Source organism: Bradyrhizobium sp. GW821-FHT12B03, from assembly GCF_058807535.1.
This window is the reverse complement of record NZ_JBXAQU010000016.1, coordinates 94,015-111,589: the sequence shown is the minus strand read 5'-3', so window position 1 is coordinate 111,589 and position 17,575 is coordinate 94,015. Positions and strand designations below refer to the sequence as shown.

Sequence of the window (17,575 nt, the reverse complement as noted above, 5' to 3'; positions counted from 1 at the left end):
ACCATGTCCCCCGTTCCGCGAGGAATTGGGCTTCGCGACCCCGGCTTGAGGGATCATCTCTACGAATTGCTGGAGCACGATCCCTTGGCCTACTCGGTCGGATCGCGCTTCATCCAGATCATCATCGGCGTCATCGTGCTCGACGTGATCGCGATGATCCTCGCCTCGGTGCCGGATCTGGATGCGCGGTTCGGCGCGCTGTTCGCAGGCATCACCATCCTCGCCGTGATCGTGTTCGCGCTGGAATATGCCGCGCGGATGTGGACGGTGGCCGGACACACCCAGCGCAAGGCGTCCGCGCTGTCCGACCGGCTCGGCTACGCCTTCTCCGCGCTCGGCATCATCGACCTCATGGCGTTCCTGCCCGCCGCGATCGTGCTCGCCACCGGCCGGCATGCGACGCTGGCAGCCCTCGGCGTGCTGCCGTTCTTCAAGATGATCCGCTATTCGCCGGCGATGCGCTCGCTGCTCGCCGCCGTCCATGCCGAGCGGCGCGCGCTGATCGGCTGCATCGTCATCCTGATCGGCGCGGTCCTGACCTTCGCCTCGCTGCTCTACGCCATCGAGCGCGACGTGCAGCCGGACAAGCTCGGCACCATCCCGCAGGCGATGTGGTGGGCGATCGTGACGCTCGGCACCGTCGGCTATGGCGACGTCGTGCCGGTGACGCCGCTCGGCAAGTTCGTTTCGACATTCGCCATCGTCAGCGGTTTCGCCATGATCGCGCTGCCGGTCGCGATCATCTCCACCGCCTTTGCCGAAGAGGTGAAGCGGCGCGACTTCGTCGTCACCTGGGGCATGCTGGCACGGGTGCCGCTGTTCTCGCACCTGTCGGCCTCCGAGATCGCCGACATCATGCGGCTCTTGCGCGCGCGCACCATCGAGCAGGGCGAGATCCTGGTTCGCCGCGGCGATGCCGCCTCGTCGATGTATTTCATCACCGCCGGCGAGGTCGAGATCGTGCTGCCGAACCAGCATGTGCGGCTCACCGACGGCACCTTCTTCGGCGAGATCGCGCTGCTGCACAAGACCAAGCGCAGCGGCACGGTGACGGCGACGCGCAAGACGCGCCTCTTGCTGCTCGATGCCCAGGATTTTCACGCCCTGATCGAGCGCATGCCGACGCTGGCCGAGCACGTCCACACCACCGCCAAGGCGCGGCTCGCCGATACCGGCGATCTCGCACTGGCTGAACTCGCACAGGCCGAACCGGAAGATGAGGGCCGCGCGTAGCCGTCACGTTCCGTCGAGGAAGGGCGCCACGACCTCGCGCGTCTCCTTGCTGGGGACAACGGGCACGATCTCGAAGGTCATGCCAAAGCCCTGGCAGTTCAAAACCCATTCCTGCAGCAGGCGGGCGTCGTCGCATTCCATCAGCTGGAAGCAGCGATCAAAATTCGGCTCGATCCAGCTGCCGAGATATTTCAGCCCTTCCGGAAACTTGACGCCCTCGTCGCGCACGCGGCGGTAGACCGGGATGGGATCGCGGTCCCTGAAGCGTTCGATCACCATGAAGAGCATTGGCCTCAACCCTTCTTCAGGAAGACATACTCGGCGGAGTAGGGCGCGCTCTTGAACTCGCCGGCCTTGTCGCAAGAACCCTCGAGCTTGCCGCCATGGGTGTTGATGCGCTGGACGGTGATAACCGGCGTCAGCGTGCCGCTGCCGCGGCGGGAGGCGACTTCCAGCTTCAGCCAGGGGATATCGGCAGCTGTGGCGCCCGGCGCGTTGCCGATGGCCTTGCCGACCACGGCGCTGCCGTCGGCGTGCTCCCAGTTCGGACCGGCATAGTGCCGTCCGATGGTCTTGCCCTCGAACAGAAGCGTCGCAATCGGTTCGCGGAAAGCCCAGGCGAGCTTGCCCTCAGCGCCGGCCTTGCACTCGTAGACCTGCGCGCCCTCGGCGTGGACGCTGAGCACGGCGATCTCGCCCGGAGCGGCGATGGCCTCGGGAAGCGGCTCCGCGGCCCCGGCCGGTCCGATCAGGACCGCGAGCAGCAGGGCGGGAGCGGCAAGCTTGATGAACATGGGGATCTCCGCAAGAGCTCTCTCAAAAACAAACGGGCCGCATCCGAAGATGCGGCCCGTGATGATGTCCGGCCCAGTCGGGCGAAATTGCGGTCGGCTCAGGCCGACAGCTCCTTGGTCAGGTTCTCGGCGACCTTGTCGAGGAAGCCGGTGGTCGAGAGCCAGCGCTGGTCGGCACCGACCAGCAGCGCGAGGTCCTTGGTCATGTAGCCGGCCTCGACGGTGTCGACGCAGACCTTCTCCAGCGTGTTGGCGAACTTGGCGAGCTCTGCGTTGTTGTCGAGCTTGGCGCGGTGGGCGAGGCCACGGGTCCAGGCGAAGATCGACGCGATCGAGTTGGTCGAGGTCTCCTTGCCCTTCTGGTGTTCGCGGTAGTGGCGGGTCACGGTGCCGTGGGCGGCCTCGGCTTCCACGGTCTTGCCGTCGGGGGTGAGCAGCACCGAGGTCATCAGGCCGAGCGAGCCGTAGCCCTGCGCGACCGTGTCGGACTGCACGTCGCCGTCGTAGTTCTTGCAGGCCCAGACATAGCCGCCGGACCATTTCAGTGCCGAGGCCACCATGTCATCGATCAGGCGGTGCTCGTAGGTCAGGCCCTTGGCCTCGAATTCCTTCTTGAACTCGCGGTCGTAGATGTCCTGGAAGATGTCCTTGAAGCGGCCGTCATAGACCTTCAGAATCGTGTTTTTGGTCGAGAGATAGACCGGGTAGTTGCGCAGCAGGCCGTAGTTCAGCGAGGCGCGGGCGAAGTCGATGATGGAATCGTCGAGATTGTACATCTCCATGGCGACGCCGGCGCCCGGCGCCTTGAACACTTCCTTCTCGATCACGGTGCCGTCCTCGCCGACGAACTTCATCGACAGGGTGCCCTTGCCCGGGAACTTGAAATCGGTGGCGCGGTACTGGTCGCCATAGGCGTGGCGGCCGATGATGATCGGCTTGGTCCAGCCGGGAACCAGGCGCGGCACGTTCTTGCAGATGATCGGCTCGCGGAAGATCACGCCGCCGAGGATGTTGCGGATGGTGCCGTTCGGCGACTTCCACATCTGCTTGAGGTTGAACTCCTTCACCCGGGCCTCGTCCGGGGTAATGGTGGCGCACTTGACGCCGACGCCAACCTTCTTGATGGCTTCGGCGGCGTCGATGGTGACCTGATCGTTGGTGTGGTCGCGGTACTCCATTCCCAGGTCGAAATACATCAGCTCGACATCCAGGAACGGGGTGATCAGCTTGTCCTTGATGTACTGCCAGATGATCCGGGTCATCTCGTCGCCATCGAGTTCGACGACGGGATTGGATACCTTGATTTTTGCCATGATCGGGGAAGCCTCTTGGGAACGGCGCTATTGGCGCGCCACGGGAATATCCGCCCCCTCCTAGCACCGCCGCGCGGCGGGCGAAAGCCAAGGGATTATGCACTTTTAGCTCATCCAGCTTCCCCAGATGGGGGGCGGGGAGCGGTCCGCCGGCGGAGGCCGGCCTGAGGCTTCAGAAGAGATTCAAAAGTTGAATCCAACCCGTTATTTCCCTTGAGAATTTCGTCAGGACAGGCAAACGACAGGCGGACGGGGCCGCGCCGGCTGGCGGCGGGCCTTGAATCAATTCCTAAAGTGGCCGTGCCAAGGCCTTGAGACGAAGAGTGAAAGCGAAGCGAAATGTCGGGGACTGACAAGAGCAAGGCGGGTCTTTCCCTCGACGGTCCCATCGTGATCCTGGTCGAGCCGCAGCTTGGCGAAAACATCGGCATGGCCGCGCGCGCCATGGGCAACTTCGCCCTGAGCCGTCTGCGCATCGTCAACCCCAGGGACGGCTGGCCCAACATCGCCGCCCAGCGCGCGGCGGCCGGCGCCGACTACATTCTGGAAAAGGTCGAATTGTTCGACACGGTGGAGCAGGCGGTTGCCGACCTCGACCTGCTGTTCGCCACCACCGCGCGCCCCCACGACCAGGCCAAGCCGGTGGTGGGTCCCGAGGCAGCCGCTGCCGAGATTTCGGGTCACGTCGCGACCGGCGGCAAGGCCGGTATCCTGTTCGGCCGGGAGCGCTGGGGGCTGACCAACGAGGAGGTCGGCCTTTCCAACCGCATCATCACCTTCCCGGTCAATCCGGGCTTTGCCTCGCTCAACCTCGCGCAGGCCGTGCTGCTGGTCGGCTACGAATGGTTCAAGCGGGCAACGTCCGGCGAGCTGCCGCACGCCATGCCGGAGCGCTCCGAGCGCGCCTCGCAGCACCAGATGCAGGCCTTCTTCGACAACCTCATCCGCGAGCTCGACCGGGTCGAATTCCTGCGGCCGGCCGAGAAGCGCGACACCATGCTGGTGAACCTGCGCAACATCTTCACCCGGATGGAGCCGACGAAGCAGGACATGCATACCCTGCATGGAGTCGTCATGGCGATCGCGGAAGGCCGCAAGGGCCCGGCCAAGGGCGGTGTGCTCGACGGCGAGCAGGCCACGCGCCTGCGCGCGCTGCTGGCCGAGCACGGGCAGGGGGGCGGCGTCCCTGACAGCGGCTCGACCGTGCGCGGCCTCGCCCGCCTGCTCCGCCGCAACCCGACCGACGCCGAGCGCCTGCTCTGGCAGGCCCTGACCCGCGACCGCCGGTTCGCAGGAGGGTTCAAGCGCCAGACCCCGGTCGGCCGCCACATCCCCGACTTCGTCTCGTTCCCGCACCGGATCGCGATCGAGCTGGTCAATCCGGGCGAGGGCGAGACCATCGCGGCGGACCGCGCCGGTCGGCGCTCGTGGCTCGAGGCGCGGGACTATCGGGTGATCGACATTCGCGCGGCGGATGTCGAGCGGGACCTGGAGGCGGAGCTGGTGCGGTTGCAGGGGATGATCGAGCAGGGATCGACCGCTATGTAGGCGGAAGCTTAGGCCTTGTCCGCTCTACCCTCGGGAGGCAGGGCTATCGCACGTGAAGAAGAACGCAGTTGGAAGCTCGCCTTGCGGCCATCCTTCGAGACGCCCGCCTGCGGCGGGCCCTCAGGATGAGGTCGCGCTTTGCAGCGAGAAATCTGACCCTCATGGTGAGGAGCCCGCCAAAGCGGGCGTCTCGAACCATGCAGGCCGCGCTCGTCCCGCAGCCTCCCATTGTCATATGCGATAGCCCTGCCTTGGGAGGACAGTGGCGGCTTGCCCTTACGGGTTTGCCAACGGGCAATAAGGAATATCAATGCGGTTACGATTGCTTAACTGACAAAACTCCCCGAGTTGCATTCCCCCTCGATAATTATTTCAGATTGTCTTTTTATTCGGCAGAATATCTTGTTTCTCGCTCGCCGTCCGCACGTTAGGTCCAAGCATGCCGAAAACACGCATCATGTATATCGAGGACAAATCTAGTTCGCTGAATGGACTGGCACGGATTGGCCGCGTCACATTCTCGAAGACGGGCAAGTCTATCAGCTATGGAGGACGCACGTTCCAAAGCCTGAAAGGTAGCGGCTTCAAAGCGAACTACTTTGACGTTGAAACCGGAAAAAGGTTTTGGATTTCGGGCTCGCGAAGAGATGGCAAGGATCGCCTCTATCCCGATAGCTGCGCGCCGGTCGAAATCGACCCCGACGTTGCGGAAGAATACTGGCGCGAAATCAGGGGAGAGCTGTTTCGCCACGCCGCCGAGAATTAGATGAGCTATGCGTCAAGGGTCGTCCTCCAGTTGCCACTCTCCAACGAGGATTTGTTGGACGCCTTCGTCGAGCAATGCCTTCGCGATAACGTTGTTCTTATCGCAGTCGTCGGAGAAGGCGCGGCGCGGATAGAGGACATCATCGACGAACTCGTGGTGGGTGACGGGTCGGATGACGCGTGCTTCGTTACGACCACCTCGCACCCGAATGAAACGCTGGAGGAGGTTCTGGAGTTCGCTGGCTTGTGGAATGACGAGCGAAATCAGCCTGTCCAGATAGTGAATTTGTAGTCTCGTAGGGTGGGTTAGCCTTGCGGCTGCGCGGAGCGCAGTCCGGCGTGGCGTAACCCACCAACTTTGTCTCGCATTCGTTGAAGCATGGTGGGTTACGCTTCGCTAACCCACCCTACGACGTGCGCCCGAGCTGCACACCGCGATCGACCTCAATCCATGTCGCGCGCGCCACGGCGAGCAACCTCCCGGCTTCATCATGCGCGGCAGCCTCGGCCGTACGCTTGCGGCCGTCGCGGCCGGTGGGCCAGGCTGTGATGACGCAGCGGTCGCCGGGGCGCGGCCGCGCTTCGATCCGGGCTGACATGCGTCCCAGCAGGAGCGGGGCCTGATCGAAGCTGTCGCTGTCCTGATTGTAGTTGCAGGCATAGCCGGTGGGGCAATCGAGCGCCGACCAGAGAAATTCGCTCGCGACAAGGCCGTCCTCGGCGGCCAGATTCGGATCGGGCGTCCAGCTCGCCGCGAGAATGGCGTTTCGTGAATGGCGGCCGAGCGGTCCGGCGAAGATGCGCAGGCCGTCGCCCTTTGCCCTTGCGGGACCGCACACGAAACATGTCGGCAGCGGATGCTCGTGCGGCTTGACCGGCGTCCGCAATTCGGCGGCGCAGGCCTCCTCGAAGCTGGCTGTCTCCAGGCGCGCAAGCTCGACGCTTGCCGCGTGCCCGGTCGCGACGACCCGGGCGCCGTCGCGAAGCTCCCATGTGCCGTCGTCGGTCGCGATCGCATCGAGCGGCCTGTCCAGCGGCGGCGGTGCGCGCAGCGTCACCTCCGCAGCCCCGGGAATGTGCCGGGCCAGCCGGCCGCAGACATAGCCGCCGTTGCCGGAGTTCGGAGGGCCGCAATAGCGCTTGTCGATGATGATCTCAGTCATCGGTGATGTTCTCGCTTCCTCGTCGGGCACACTTTACCTGATCTTGAGGACAATTCGTCCCTGAACCGTCCGGTTGGCCACGGCGCGCATGGCTTCAGTGACCTCCTCCAAAGGGAGGACGCGGTCGACATGCGGACAGATTTTTCCCTCCGCCAGCAAGTGCATCAGCGTGTCGTTCATGCGCGCGGCCTCGGCGGAAAACCTCTCCGCCCAGGCGCCGACGAAGACACCGAGGATGGAATAGTTCTTCAGCAGCGGCAGGTTCATCGGGACCTGTGGAATCTCGCCGCTGGTGAAGCCGATCGGCATCAGACGTCCGCCCCACTTCATCGACCGGGCCATCTGCTGGAAGATCTCGCCGCCGATAGTGTCGAAGCCGATATCGATGCCGTCTCCTGATGTGATCGACTTGATCCGGTCGCGGAGGCCTTCGCTACGATAGTTGATGACCTCACTGGCGCCATAGCTGTGCACCAGGGCGGCCTTGTCGTCGGAGCCGATGCCGGCGACGACGCGCAGGCCGAGATGGCGGCCGAGGTCGACGGCGGCGAGTCCAACTCCGCCGGCAGCGCCGGTGATCAGCACGGTTTCGCCGGCTTGCGCCCGTGCCCGCTCGACCAGCGCATACCAGGCCGTGCCGTAATTGTGCAGGACCGTCGCTGCGGCTTCGAACGCGACGCCGCCAGGCAGACGCACGCTCTTCGATTCCTTCGCCGTCATCCGTTCGGCGTAGCCGCCGGTCCAGCTGCTGCACGCCACCCGATCGCCGGGGGCGAATGTCGTGACCTTGTCGCCGACCACGACGACGGTGCCGGATGCTTCCGTGCCGGGCACGAAGGGCGTCGGCGGCCGCATCTGGTAAAGGCCCGAAACCATTAACTGGTCCATGAAGCTCACGGAGGCCGCGTGGACGTCGATGAGAATCTCGTCGGCGGCAGGCCTCGGCTCGTCGATCTCACTGAGGCGCAGGTCCGCAGGGCCAGTGAACGAAGTGCACAGAACCGCTTTCATCGGGGCGCTCCGAAAAGACGCGGCAGCAGCATGGGAACGCGGCGGCGATAGTCCTGGTAGGTCGCGCCGAACTCGGCGATCAGGTCCCGCTCTTCGAACTGAAGTGCGACCAGGATGTAGGCGGTGTTGGCGATTGCGAACAACAGGTGGCCAACGGTCATCTCGGGCGTGGCCCAGAACGCGAGCAGGAAGCCCAGCATCAGCGGATGGCGCACAATCTTGTAGAGCAGCGGGGTCTTAAAGGATTGACTGGGCATCTCCGTCCCGCGGAACGCGACGAAGGCCTGGCGCAGACCGAACAGATCGAAATGATCGATCATGTGGGTCGAGGCAAAAGCGATCAGCCAGCCGAGCCAATGGACGCCGATCAGCAGCCAGGCCGCGATGCCGCTGACCTGCCAGACCGGTGTCGGGATCGGACGCCATTGCCAGAACAGCAGCAGCAGGATCAGGCTGGAGAGCAACACATAGGTGCTGCGCTCGCAGGCCGCGGGGAGGAATTTAGCCATCCGTCGTTTGAAGGACGGGCGCGCCATGACGCTGTGCTGGATGGCAAACAGGCCGAGCAGCAGCAGGTTGATGACGATGGCCTCGCCCAAATTTGCGGGGCCGCCGATGTCGATCGACTTATCGATCGACTTGGGCACGACATAATTACCGACGAAACCGAGCGCGTAGAGGAATGAGGCGGTGAAGACGCCGTAGCTCACGATGGCGTAGAGCAGGATTGCGAGGCGCGCGAACATGGTTTTTCCTGTTGTGCCTGATGCAGCGGTGCCGCATGCAGGGGCCTGAGCCGCTCGCTGGCGAGCGGGCTCGATCTGGCCCGACCGTTACCGCCGGACCGTCCCCTGCGCGTCCCCCGGGGACGACGGCCAGGGAAAGAGGATTTTCATGACGGCTTTCTCGCTGGAGACGTTCGGGTTCCCGGAGGTCCATGCCGACGGCCGTCCGATCAAATTGGCCTTGCGCAAGGGCCTCGCGCTGCTGGTCTATCTCGCCGAGGCCAAAGGCGCTGTGGGGCGCGACGTCATGGCCACGCTGCTGTGGCCCGAGACTAACCGCGAGACCGGACTTGCGCGATTGCGGCGCCTGCTTCACCGCATCGAGCTCACGCTCGGCCAGCAGGTGTTCGAGACCGATCGGACCAGCGTGCGATGGTCACCTGCGGCCGCGTTGAAGGTCGATGCGCATCTGTTCGAGAGCGCCTGCGACCGCGGCGATTTTGACGAGGCCTGTCAGATCTATCGGGGAGACTTCCTCGCAGGTTTCTCTCCGGAGGACTGTCGCGAATTCGACGACTGGGCATTCTTCCGCCGCGAGGCGCTGCGGGGACGGCTGATGCAGGCGCTGGAGCGCCTGGTGCAGGACAATACCAACGCCGGCGACTACTTTGCCGCGGCCGCGCATGCGGCCCGTCTGGTCGAGCTCGATTCTTTGAGCGAAGTGTATGGCCGGCATCTGATCCGCAGCCTGCTGCTGGCGGGCGATCGAAGCGCGGCGGAGCGGCACCACACGGCGTTGACGCAGCGGCTGCGTGACGAGCTTGGCGTTGCGCCGGAAGCCGAGACCGAGGCGCTGATGACACCGGCGGCGGCACACGCCGTTCCAGCGACGCGTTACGTCAAGGGCGCCGGCGTCCATCTGGCGTATCAGACCTATGGTAGCGGTCCGCTCGATATCCTGGTCATGCCCGGCTTCGTCTCGCATGTGGAGCGCGCCTGGGAGCATCCCGCGAGCCGGACCTTTCTGGCGTCGTTGATCAAGCTCGGGCGGTTGGTCGTGTTCGATCGTCGCGGCATCGGGCTGTCCGACCGGGTCGGATCGGCCCCCGGCATCGACGCCACCGCCGAGGATATCGGCACGGTGCTGCGGGCCGTGGATTCGCGCCGCGTGGTGCTGTTCGGCGCATCCGAGTGCGGGCCGGCCTGCATCAAATTTGCCGTCGACGAACAGCGCCGCGTGGCCGGGCTCATCCTGTTCGGCGCGCTGGCCAAGGGCTGCTGGTCAGAGGACTATCCGCACGCGTTGCGCGCCAGCCAGTATGATGCCTGGAGCAAGCAGGTCGTTGCGCAATGGGGCGGCCCGGCCGGGATCGAAGTCTTCGCGCCGAGCCTTGCCGGCGATCCCCAGGCGCGCGCCTGGTGGGCGGGCTTGCTGCGCGCGGCCTCGAGTCCCGGTGGCATCTCGGCGGTGCTGGAGGCGTTTCGCGACGCCGATGTGCGGCACCTCCTGCCGCAGATTGCCGTGCCGACATTGGTGCTGCACCGGCGCGGCGACCAGGCGGTGCGGATCGCGGCCGGGCGCGATATCGCGCGCCGGATCAAAGGCGCGGAATTCGTCGAGCTCGACGGCAATGATCACTGGTTCTTTGCGGGGGATCAGGGGCCAGTGCTTGAATCGATCAAGGGGTTTATGAAACGGAGCTTGTAGGGTAGGCAAAGCGGAGCGTGCCCACGATCTTGATCAACCAGGCCGAGATGGTGGGCACAGCGCCTTGCGCCTTTGCCCACCTTACGAGATCACGCCGAGATCACACCGCCTCTAACTGATCGGCCGCGCGCTTCTTCTTCAGCTTCGATTGGCCGAGCAGGGGGCCTGCCGTGAGCGCCGCCGTATCCGCCACGCCCGGGTCGCGCGAGATCATCGCAGCGACGATCGCGCCGTCGATCAAGAGGCCGAGCTGATGCGCGAGCACCGCAGGCTCGCTCGAGCCGAGCTCGCCGGCGAGCTTCTCGATATGGCCGAGCACGATCTTCTTATGCTTCATCGCGATGTTGCGGAACTGCTTGGCGTCCTTGTCGTGCTCGCCGACCGCGTTGATGAAGGGGCAGCCGTAGAAGCGTTCTTCCGCGAACCAGCTCTTCAGCGCCGGGAAGATGCGCGTCAGCTTCGCCTGCGCGTCGCCGCCGCCTTGTTCCATGGCGCCGATGAACCATTCGCGCCACTGCTTGCCTTCGCTCTCCAGCACCGCGTTGACAAGGTTGGTCTTGGAGCCGAACAGCTTGTAGAGCGTGGTCTTCGCTGTGCCGGCTTCCTCGATGATCGCATCGATGCCGGTGGCGTTGATGCCGTTCTTGCAGAACAGATGCGTCGCGGCGCTCAAGAGGCGCCCGCGCGCGGATTCGTCTTCGCCGGCGGCGGCGTGGGGCGAGGTCTTCTTCGATGACGTCTTGTTCAGTAAGGGCTTGGCCATGAGTCCAAACTTACCCGCAGCCGCGCCGCAACGGCAAGCCGCATCTGTTCCGCGCTGAAAAGATTCGCAACGGTCAGCGCATCTGCTCCGCCTTTGAGCAAGCGGCCGCTGATCAATCCGCAGGCAGCGACCGCTAAGCGGCTCCAATGCTTCGCCTTTTGTTTTTGGCCGGCTCTGGCACGCTCCATGCAAGAAAACAGACCGTTCGGTATCCTGCCGGATTCCACGGCTGCCAGGGAGAAGATGATGACTGCCGTCGTTCAAAAGACAGTGCTGACGGGTTGCCTCGCGCCCATCGACAAGAACGGGCTCGAGCAACTGATCGCCAATGGGAAGGCGAATCCGAAGGTCATCAAGACCTTGAAATGCAAGACGGTCGCGGAAGGCAAGTTCCGCCACGCCAACTACATCCGCAACCTGCCGCCCTATATCGTCGACGAGCCGCCGGGCCTTCTGGGTGACGACACCGCGCCCAATCCGTCGGAAGCCTCGCTCGCCGCGCTCGGCTCCTGCCTTGCCGTCGGCCTGCACGCCAACGCCGTGCATCGCGGCTGGATCGTCAACAAGCTCGAGCTGGAGCTCGAAGGCGACCTCAACATCACCGCGGTCTGGGGCACCGGCGACATGTCGGACAAGCCGGTCGGCTTCACCGACGTCCGCGTCAAGGTCGACATGGAGTGCGAAGGCATCGCGCAGGACGAGATCAACGCGCTGGTCGCCCATGTGAAGAAATGGTCGCCGGTCGCCAACACCTTCACCCGCCCGGTCAATCTCGAGGTCGGCATCTAGCAGACAGCAATCAGGGACAAGGTGCGGGAGACGATCATGAGTTCACTGGCTTTATCACGGGCCGAAGTTTTGGATCAGCCCGCACCGTCCATTGCAGGTGAGGTGGCGCGGATTGCACGGGAGCAGCTCGCGCCGCTCGCCGCCGGCATCGACGCCGGCACGGTCTATCCGGCCGAGGTGCTGCGCGAATTCGGCGCGGTCGGCGCCTGGGGCAGTCACATGCCGCACGAAGGGCCTGCGGATTTGCGCTGCGCGATCCAGGCGATGGCAGCGATCGGCGAGGTCTGCGGCGCCACCGCCTTCATGGCCTGGTGCCAGAACACGCTGGTCTGGTACGCCGCCAATTCCACCAATATGAAGCTGGCAAAGCGCTTCGGCGATGCCTTCTCGACCGGCCGCGTGCTCGGCGGCACCGGGCTGTCCAATCCGATGAAGAGCTTTTTCGGCATCGAGAAGCTCAAGCTGAAGGGACGCAAGGTTGAGGGCGGCTACATCGTGCGCGGCGCGCTGCCCTGGGTCTCCAATCTCGGACCGGATCATTATTTCGGCACGATTTTCGAGCGCGAGGACGAGCCCGGCACGGTGATGTTTCTCGCCGACTGCTCCGATCCCGCGATCACGCTGACGCCGTGCAAGCCGTTCCTCGCCATGGACGGCACCGGAACTTACGGCGTGCAGTTCCGCGATGTCTTTGTGCCGGATGAGCTGATCCTCGCCGATCCCGCCGCGCCCTTCGTCAAGAAGATCCGGGCCGGCTTCATCCTACTGCAAGCCGGCATGGCGTTGGGTGTGATCCGCGACTGCATCAGCATCATGGATGAGGTCGATGGTTCGCTCGGCCACATCAACCGCTATCTGCCGCAGCAGCCGGTGCACTTTCGCGATCTCGCCGCCGAGCTCGAGACCGAGACCATGGCGCTGGCGCGCGATCCCTACAACGAAGAGGAGACCTATTGGCGCAAGGTGATTGCGCTGCGGCTTCGCGCCGGCGAGGCCAGCGTCGCGGCGGCGCATGCGGCGATGCTGCATTGTGGCGCGCGCGGCTACCTCAAGAGCCACCGCGCGCAGCGGCGCCTGCGCGAGGCCTATTTCGTCGCGATCGTCACGCCTGCCACCAAGCAGCTGCGCAAGATGCTCGCCGATTCCTGACTTTTTACGTGCCCACCCCCGAAGACCCCCAACCTCAACGGAGAGGCTGCCATGACTGACGTCCTGATTACTGCCGTCGAACTTGCCGATCTCTTGAAGCTAGAGCCGTGTGTCGTCATCGACACCCGCAATCCTGATGCCTACGCCGCCGGGCACCTGCCGGGCGCCGTCAACGTGCATGAGATCTTCACGTTCCTCGCGACCTCGACGCCCGAGGGCATGGCCGAGCTGAAGACCAAATTCGCCGACGCGTTCGGCGGCGCCGGTCTCTCCGGCAAGGAGACGGCCGTGATCTACGAGCAGTCGATGAATTCGGGCTTCGGCCAGTCCTGTCGCGGCTATTATCTGCTCACCATGCTCGGCTATCCCAAGGTCAAGGTGCTGCATGGCGGCTTCGATGCCTGGTCGGCCGCGGGCTTCCCGGTGACGAAGGATGTTCCGGCGCCGGCCAAGGCCTCGTTCTCGATCGTGCCTGAAGCGGGCGAGATCCTGATCGACGCGAAGACGATGCTGGGTGCCGTCGGCAAGCCCGGCATCGCCATCCTCGACGTCCGCGACGTCGACGAGTGGATCGGCGACAGCTCGTCTCCGTATGGCAAGGATTTCTGCCCGCGCAAGGGACGCATCCCCGGCGCCGTCTGGCTGGAATGGTACCGCATGATGAAGCCGACCGCCGAAGGCCCGCGCTTCAAGTCCAAGGACGAGATCCTGGCCGAATGCGCCACCGTCGGCATCTCGCAGTCGACGCCGGTCTATCTCTACTGCTTCAAGGGCGCGCGCGCCTCGAACACCTTCCTGGCGCTGAAGAACGCCGGCGTGAAGGACGTGCGGATGTATTTCGGCTCCTGGAACGAATGGTCGCGCGACCCGTCGCTGCCGATCGAGCAGGGATTGCCAATCGCATCGGAGGTGACGACCAAGGCGGCGTGAGCGCACGCCTCGTCCTTCGAGACGACCGCTTCGCGGTCTCCTCAGGATGAGGCTAAGCGGCATCGGTGCCCGTTGCTACTGCTGCCGCGCACTCCGTCCTCATCCTGAGGAGCCCGCCTAAAGCGGGCGTCTCGAAGGATGGGCCACTTGCGGACGAGGCGTGATCCCAAGCGCCTTGATCCGCGAGGCCAGCGTGGTCGGCTTGATATCCAGCATCTCCGCCGCGCCGCCGGGGCCGAACACCTTTCCCGCGCAGGCCTCTAGTGCGGCGAGAATGTTGGCCCGCTCGTGATCGCGCATCTCCGACGAGGTCATGACCGCGGGCCGCGCGTCGGCCTTCTGGCGGGCGGCGCCGGTCGGAGCCAGCGCGCTGGAGGTATCCGGCAGGTCGATGCGCAAACGGCCGTTCTGCGACAGGATCGCGGCGCGCTCGATCACGTTCTGCAATTCGCGGACGTTGCCGGGCCAGTCGTAGCGGGCGAGCCGCCGCGCATCGCCCTCCGACAGCCGCAGGTTCGACTTCAGCGCCTTGCTCTCGCGCGTCAAAAAATGCTGGGCGAGCAGGGGAATGTCCTCGCGCCGTTCGCGCAGAGGCACTGTCTCGATCGGGAATACGTTGAGGCGGAAATAGAGGTCCTCGCGAAAACGGCCGCGCTGCACCTCCTGCTTGAGATCGCGGTTGGTCGCGGCGATGACGCGGACGTCGACCGCGCGGGTGCGCTCCTCGCCGACGCGCTCGAAATGTCCCTCCTGCAGCACCCGCAGCAGCTTGCCCTGCAGTTCGAGCGGGATCTCGCCGACCTCGTCGAGGAACAGCGTGCCGCCGTCGGCGAGCTCGAAGCGGCCGATGCGGTCGCGCGTTGCGCCGGTGAAGGCGCCGCGGACATGGCCGAAGAACTCGCTCTCGAACAATTCGCGCGGGATCGCGGCGCAGTTGACGCGGATCAGCGGCCGGTCGCTGCGGGTGGAATCCTCGTGGATGGCGCGCGCGATCAGCTCCTTGCCGGTGCCGGACTCGCCGGTGATCATCACCGCCGCCGTGGTCGGCGCCACCAGCTTGACCTGGCGCAGCGTCTTCTGGATCGCCTCGCTCTGGCCGATGATGCCGCGCGGATTGGTCTCGATGCGGATTTCTTCCTGGAGATAGGCGTTTTCGAGCTCGAGCCGCTCGCGGAGGCGATCGACCTCGGTGAGAGCGGCGTGCAGCTTCTCGTCGGCCTCGCGCCGCTGGCTGACGTCGCGAAACACCACGACCGCGCCGACCACGACGCCGCGGTCGCGGATCGGCGTCGAGGTGTACTCGACCCAGGCCGGCGAGCCGTCCTTGCGCCAGAACACCTCGCCGTCGACCTGGTGCACGGCGCCGTCGCGGAACGCCGCATAGATCGGGCAGTCATGGTTGTGATAGTGGCGGCCATCGTGATGGGTGTGGTGCACGATGGGGTGGATTTCCTTGCCGACCAGCTCTTCCGCGGTCCAGCCCAGCATGCGTTCGGCGGCGGGGTTGACGAAGGTGGTCTTGCCCTCGGCGTTCACGCCATAGATGCCTTCGCCGGCGGCGCGCAGGATCAGCTGGTTCTCGCGCTCGATGTCCTGGAACACGCGCTCGACCCGCTGCCAGGTGGAGAGGCCGCTGCGCATGTGGTCCTCTGCGGCGGCATCGACATTGCGGCGGCGGCGGGCGTCGAGGTCCGTGAGGGTGAGCAGGACCAGAGAGCGGCCGTCATGGGGCAGGACGCAGCCGGCATATTCCAGCCTGAGATTCTGCCCGGTGGCATGGCGCGGGGTGAGCGCCGTGGTCCAGTAAGCGCCCTTGTGCAGCACGGCCTGGGTGAACACGGTGAGTGCCGGGAGCTCGCCGGCGTGAAGCGTGCTCGCCTTGGTCTGGTGCAACAGCGCGCGATCGTAGCCGAGCAGGGCGCAGGCGGCCGGATTGGCGTCCACGATCTGGTCGCCATAGGGATCAACCAGCAGCGTCGCTTCGACCGAGGATTCGAAGGCCGCCACGCGCGGATCGATGGCCGGGGCTACATCCTCGTGGACGAGCATTGGCATCGTTGCCATTATGAAATCTCGTAATTGAGCTACGAATTCTCGTGTATCACGAGTTTTCGTAGCAACCAAGCGCGACCAAAAGTGCTGCGTCATCAAGGCACTGGCCGCCGCGAAGCCCATGGCACGCTCCTTGCGTAAGTACTCCTGCAATGACGCGCAGGAGGTCCGATGTCCATTTTCGACAATCCGTTTGATCCCGATCGCAACCTTCGAGCCGGCTGTGCCTGTGGCCAGCACCAATCCGCAGCCGAGCACGAGCGGGCCACGGCGCTACGCTGCGAGCCGATCGAGAGCGAGGAGAAGCGGTACGAGGGCGTCGTCGCTTCCGCGGTGATGCGTGCGATGTTTCCGCAGGACGTGGCGCGCCGCGCCTTCCTGAAATCGGTCGGTGCCTCAACTGCGCTCGCAGCTCTGTCGCAATTCTTCCCGCTCAAGATGGCGACCGAGGTTTTCGCGCAGACCGGCGCGCCCGAGAAGAAGGACCTCAAGGTCGGCTTCATCCCGATCACCTGTGCGACGCCGATCATCATGGCTGCCCCGATGGGGTTCTATTCCAAGCACGGCCTCAACGTCGAAGTGGTCAAGACCGCCGGCTGGGCGGTGATCCGCGACAAGACCATCAACAAGGAATACGACGCCGCGCACATGCTGGCGCCGATGCCGATCGCGATCTCGCTCGGCCTTGGTGCCAACGCGATTCCCTTTGCCGTCCCCGCGATCGAGAACATCAACGGGCAGGGCATCGTGCTCGCCACCAAGCACAAGGACAAGCGCGACCCGAAGGACTGGAAGGGCCTGAAATTCGCGATCCCCTTCGACTATTCCATGCACAATTACCTGCTGCGCTACTATCTCGCCGAGCACGGGCTCGACCCCGATACCGACGTGCAGCTGCGCTCGGTGCCGCCGCCGGAAATGGTCGCCAATTTGCGCGCCGACAACATCGACGGCTTCCTCGCGCCGGACAACATCTGCCAGCGCGCGATCTATGACGGCGTCGGCTTCATGCATCTGCTGTCCAAGGAAATCTGGGACGGCCATCCCTGCTGCAGCTTCGCCGCCAGCCGCGAGTTCATCACGACCGCGCCGAACAGCTTTGCCGCGCTGACTCGCGCGATCGTCGATGCCACCGCCTACGCGTCGAAGGCGGAGAACCGCAAGCAGATTGCGGAGGCCATCGCGCCGGCCAATTACATCAACGCGCCGGTCACGGTGCTGGAGCAGGTGTTGACCGGCACCTATGCCGACGGCCTCGGCGGGGTGAAGACCGACGCCAAGCGCGTCGATTTCGATCCGTTCCCCTGGCAGTCCTTTGCGGTGTGGATGCTGACGCAGATGAAGCGCTGGGGCCAGATCAAGGGCGATGTCGACTACAAGGCGGTCGCCGAGCAGGTGTACCTGGCGACGGACACCAAGAAGCTGATGACCGAGATGGGCCTGTCGCCGCCGGCGAGCGCCTACAAATCGTTCGCGGTGATGGGCAAGACTTTCGATCCGGCCAAGCCCGAGGATTACCTCGCGAGCTTCAAGATCAGGAAGGCATCGTGAGGGGCCGCGCGCTCTCTCCGTTGTCGTCCCGGCGAAGGCCGGGACCCATACCGCGTGATCGGTCGATTTCGAACGGTAGCG

The 17,575-nt window shown here is 64.8% G+C and carries 17 protein-coding genes; 9 read left to right on the top strand and 8 right to left on the bottom strand.

The genetic code is table 11. The features are described 5' to 3' along the window. The first annotated feature begins 3 nt into the window (after window positions 1–3). Window positions 4–1,233: a cyclic nucleotide-gated ion channel gene (locus AC1RUR_RS26905; protein WP_492849612.1), complete on the top strand. Its 1,230-nt coding sequence runs from the start codon at window positions 4–6 to the stop codon at window positions 1,231–1,233. Window positions 1,234–1,236: 3 nt separating this feature from the next. On the opposite strand, the gene AC1RUR_RS26900 is transcribed toward AC1RUR_RS26905, so the two are convergent. From AC1RUR_RS26900 to AC1RUR_RS26890, 3 genes are all read right to left on the bottom strand, one after another. After that, the gene (locus tag AC1RUR_RS26900) at window positions 1,237–1,521 is read right to left on the bottom strand and encodes a DUF3303 domain-containing protein (RefSeq protein WP_492849610.1); all 285 of its coding nucleotides are present in this window, start codon (window positions 1,519–1,521) and stop codon (window positions 1,237–1,239) included. Between the two features lie 5 nt (window positions 1,522–1,526). Beyond that, a complete protein-coding gene (locus tag AC1RUR_RS26895) occupies window positions 1,527–2,027 on the bottom strand; it encodes a DUF3455 domain-containing protein (protein ID WP_492849608.1) in 501 nt (166 codons plus the stop codon). A gap of 98 nt (window positions 2,028–2,125) precedes the next feature. Further along, window positions 2,126–3,340, bottom strand: a complete 1,215-nt coding sequence (locus tag AC1RUR_RS26890) for an NADP-dependent isocitrate dehydrogenase (RefSeq protein WP_492849606.1) — start codon at window positions 3,338–3,340, stop codon at window positions 2,126–2,128. 339 nt (window positions 3,341–3,679) lie between these two features. Between AC1RUR_RS26890 and AC1RUR_RS26885 the strand changes: the two genes are divergently transcribed. The 3 genes from AC1RUR_RS26885 to AC1RUR_RS26875 all read left to right on the top strand — a co-directional run bounded on the left by AC1RUR_RS26885 (window position 3,680) and on the right by AC1RUR_RS26875 (window position 5,945). After that, window positions 3,680–4,888 (top strand): TrmJ/YjtD family RNA methyltransferase, encoded by a 1,209-nt coding sequence (locus tag AC1RUR_RS26885; protein WP_492849604.1) that lies wholly within the window; start codon window positions 3,680–3,682, stop codon window positions 4,886–4,888. Window positions 4,889–5,345: 457 nt separating this feature from the next. Then, entirely contained in the window at window positions 5,346–5,654 is a 309-nt protein-coding gene (locus AC1RUR_RS26880; RefSeq protein ID WP_492849602.1) for a 1-deoxy-D-xylulose-5-phosphate synthase, read from the top strand. Next, window positions 5,655–5,945 carry a DUF7684 family protein gene (locus AC1RUR_RS26875; protein ID WP_492849600.1) on the top strand — a complete coding sequence of 97 codons (291 nt, stop codon included), beginning with the start codon at window positions 5,655–5,657 and terminating at the stop codon, window positions 5,943–5,945. It begins immediately after the preceding gene. 115 nt (window positions 5,946–6,060) lie between these two features. Here the strand turns inward: AC1RUR_RS26875 and AC1RUR_RS26870 are convergent, their stop codons facing one another. From AC1RUR_RS26870 to mddA, 3 genes are read right to left on the bottom strand one after another with little or no spacing between them, the layout of a single operon-like run. Further along, window positions 6,061–6,816, bottom strand: coding sequence for a PaaI family thioesterase (locus AC1RUR_RS26870; protein ID WP_492849598.1), 756 nt, complete (start codon window positions 6,814–6,816; stop codon window positions 6,061–6,063). Window positions 6,817–6,849: 33 nt separating this feature from the next. Then, a complete protein-coding gene (locus AC1RUR_RS26865) occupies window positions 6,850–7,827 on the bottom strand; it encodes an NADPH:quinone oxidoreductase family protein (RefSeq protein WP_492849596.1) in 978 nt (325 codons plus the stop codon). After that, window positions 7,824–8,573 (bottom strand): methanethiol S-methyltransferase, encoded by a 750-nt coding sequence (gene mddA / locus AC1RUR_RS26860; protein WP_492849594.1) that lies wholly within the window; start codon window positions 8,571–8,573, stop codon window positions 7,824–7,826. The genes AC1RUR_RS26865 and mddA overlap by 4 nt, the downstream gene beginning before the upstream one ends. Window positions 8,574–8,721: 148 nt before the next feature. Here mddA and AC1RUR_RS26855 point away from each other — a divergent pair, with 148 nt between their 5' ends. Continuing rightward, entirely contained in the window at window positions 8,722–10,260 is a 1,539-nt protein-coding gene (locus AC1RUR_RS26855) for a bifunctional AfsR/SARP family transcriptional regulator/alpha/beta hydrolase (protein ID WP_492849592.1), read from the top strand. A gap of 100 nt (window positions 10,261–10,360) precedes the next feature. On the opposite strand, the gene AC1RUR_RS26850 is transcribed toward AC1RUR_RS26855, so the two are convergent. Next, on the bottom strand, window positions 10,361–11,023 hold the full coding sequence (locus tag AC1RUR_RS26850; protein ID WP_492849590.1) for a TetR/AcrR family transcriptional regulator: 663 nt from the start codon (window positions 11,021–11,023) through the stop codon (window positions 10,361–10,363). 246 nt (window positions 11,024–11,269) lie between these two features. Between AC1RUR_RS26850 and AC1RUR_RS26845 the strand changes: the two genes are divergently transcribed. Genes AC1RUR_RS26845 through AC1RUR_RS26835 form a run of 3 tightly spaced genes read left to right on the top strand, consistent with a single transcriptional unit; the run spans window position 11,270 to window position 13,891 of the window. Next, window positions 11,270–11,812, top strand: coding sequence for an OsmC family protein (locus tag AC1RUR_RS26845; protein WP_492822337.1), 543 nt, complete (start codon window positions 11,270–11,272; stop codon window positions 11,810–11,812). Window positions 11,813–11,848: 36 nt separating this feature from the next. Further along, complete coding sequence (locus AC1RUR_RS26840) at window positions 11,849–12,961, top strand: acyl-CoA dehydrogenase family protein (protein WP_492849588.1); 1,113 nt, start codon at window positions 11,849–11,851, stop codon at window positions 12,959–12,961. A 51-nt stretch (window positions 12,962–13,012) separates the two neighbouring features. Beyond that, on the top strand, window positions 13,013–13,891 hold the full coding sequence (locus AC1RUR_RS26835) for a sulfurtransferase (protein ID WP_492849586.1): 879 nt from the start codon (window positions 13,013–13,015) through the stop codon (window positions 13,889–13,891). A 117-nt stretch (window positions 13,892–14,008) separates the two neighbouring features. Here the strand turns inward: AC1RUR_RS26835 and AC1RUR_RS26830 are convergent, their stop codons facing one another. Next, window positions 14,009–15,955: a sigma-54 interaction domain-containing protein gene (locus AC1RUR_RS26830; RefSeq protein WP_492849584.1), complete on the bottom strand. Its 1,947-nt coding sequence runs from the start codon at window positions 15,953–15,955 to the stop codon at window positions 14,009–14,011. A 159-nt stretch (window positions 15,956–16,114) separates the two neighbouring features. Between AC1RUR_RS26830 and AC1RUR_RS26825 the strand changes: the two genes are divergently transcribed. Next, complete coding sequence (locus tag AC1RUR_RS26825) at window positions 16,115–17,494, top strand: CmpA/NrtA family ABC transporter substrate-binding protein (RefSeq protein ID WP_492849582.1); 1,380 nt, start codon at window positions 16,115–16,117, stop codon at window positions 17,492–17,494. Window positions 17,495–17,575: the final 81 nt, after the last annotated feature.

Bases quoted from the DNA above. Each gene is read 5' to 3' on its own strand.
- AC1RUR_RS26870 (WP_492849598.1), bottom strand. From the start codon at position 6,816: ATGACTGAGATCATCATCGACAAGCGCTATTGCGGCCCTCCGAACTCC.
- AC1RUR_RS26855 (WP_492849592.1), top strand. From the start codon at position 8,722: ATGACGGCTTTCTCGCTGGAGACGTTCGGGTTCCCGGAGGTCCATGCC.
- mddA (WP_492849594.1), bottom strand. From the start codon at position 8,573: ATGTTCGCGCGCCTCGCAATCCTGCTCTACGCCATCGTGAGCTACGGC.
- AC1RUR_RS26880 (WP_492849602.1), top strand. From the start codon at position 5,346: ATGTATATCGAGGACAAATCTAGTTCGCTGAATGGACTGGCACGGATT.
- AC1RUR_RS26885 (WP_492849604.1), top strand. From the start codon at position 3,680: ATGTCGGGGACTGACAAGAGCAAGGCGGGTCTTTCCCTCGACGGTCCC.
- AC1RUR_RS26865 (WP_492849596.1), bottom strand. From the start codon at position 7,827: ATGAAAGCGGTTCTGTGCACTTCGTTCACTGGCCCTGCGGACCTGCGC.
- AC1RUR_RS26875 (WP_492849600.1), top strand. From the start codon at position 5,655: ATGAGCTATGCGTCAAGGGTCGTCCTCCAGTTGCCACTCTCCAACGAG.
- AC1RUR_RS26845 (WP_492822337.1), top strand. From the start codon at position 11,270: ATGACTGCCGTCGTTCAAAAGACAGTGCTGACGGGTTGCCTCGCGCCC.
- AC1RUR_RS26830 (WP_492849584.1), bottom strand. From the start codon at position 15,955: ATGGCAACGATGCCAATGCTCGTCCACGAGGATGTAGCCCCGGCCATC.
- AC1RUR_RS26890 (WP_492849606.1), bottom strand. From the start codon at position 3,340: ATGGCAAAAATCAAGGTATCCAATCCCGTCGTCGAACTCGATGGCGAC.
- AC1RUR_RS26905 (WP_492849612.1), top strand. From the start codon at position 4: ATGTCCCCCGTTCCGCGAGGAATTGGGCTTCGCGACCCCGGCTTGAGG.
- AC1RUR_RS26900 (WP_492849610.1), bottom strand. From the start codon at position 1,521: ATGCTCTTCATGGTGATCGAACGCTTCAGGGACCGCGATCCCATCCCG.
- AC1RUR_RS26835 (WP_492849586.1), top strand. From the start codon at position 13,013: ATGACTGACGTCCTGATTACTGCCGTCGAACTTGCCGATCTCTTGAAG.
- AC1RUR_RS26895 (WP_492849608.1), bottom strand. From the start codon at position 2,027: ATGTTCATCAAGCTTGCCGCTCCCGCCCTGCTGCTCGCGGTCCTGATC.
- AC1RUR_RS26840 (WP_492849588.1), top strand. From the start codon at position 11,849: ATGAGTTCACTGGCTTTATCACGGGCCGAAGTTTTGGATCAGCCCGCA.
- AC1RUR_RS26825 (WP_492849582.1), top strand. From the start codon at position 16,115: ATGTCCATTTTCGACAATCCGTTTGATCCCGATCGCAACCTTCGAGCC.
- AC1RUR_RS26850 (WP_492849590.1), bottom strand. From the start codon at position 11,023: ATGGCCAAGCCCTTACTGAACAAGACGTCATCGAAGAAGACCTCGCCC.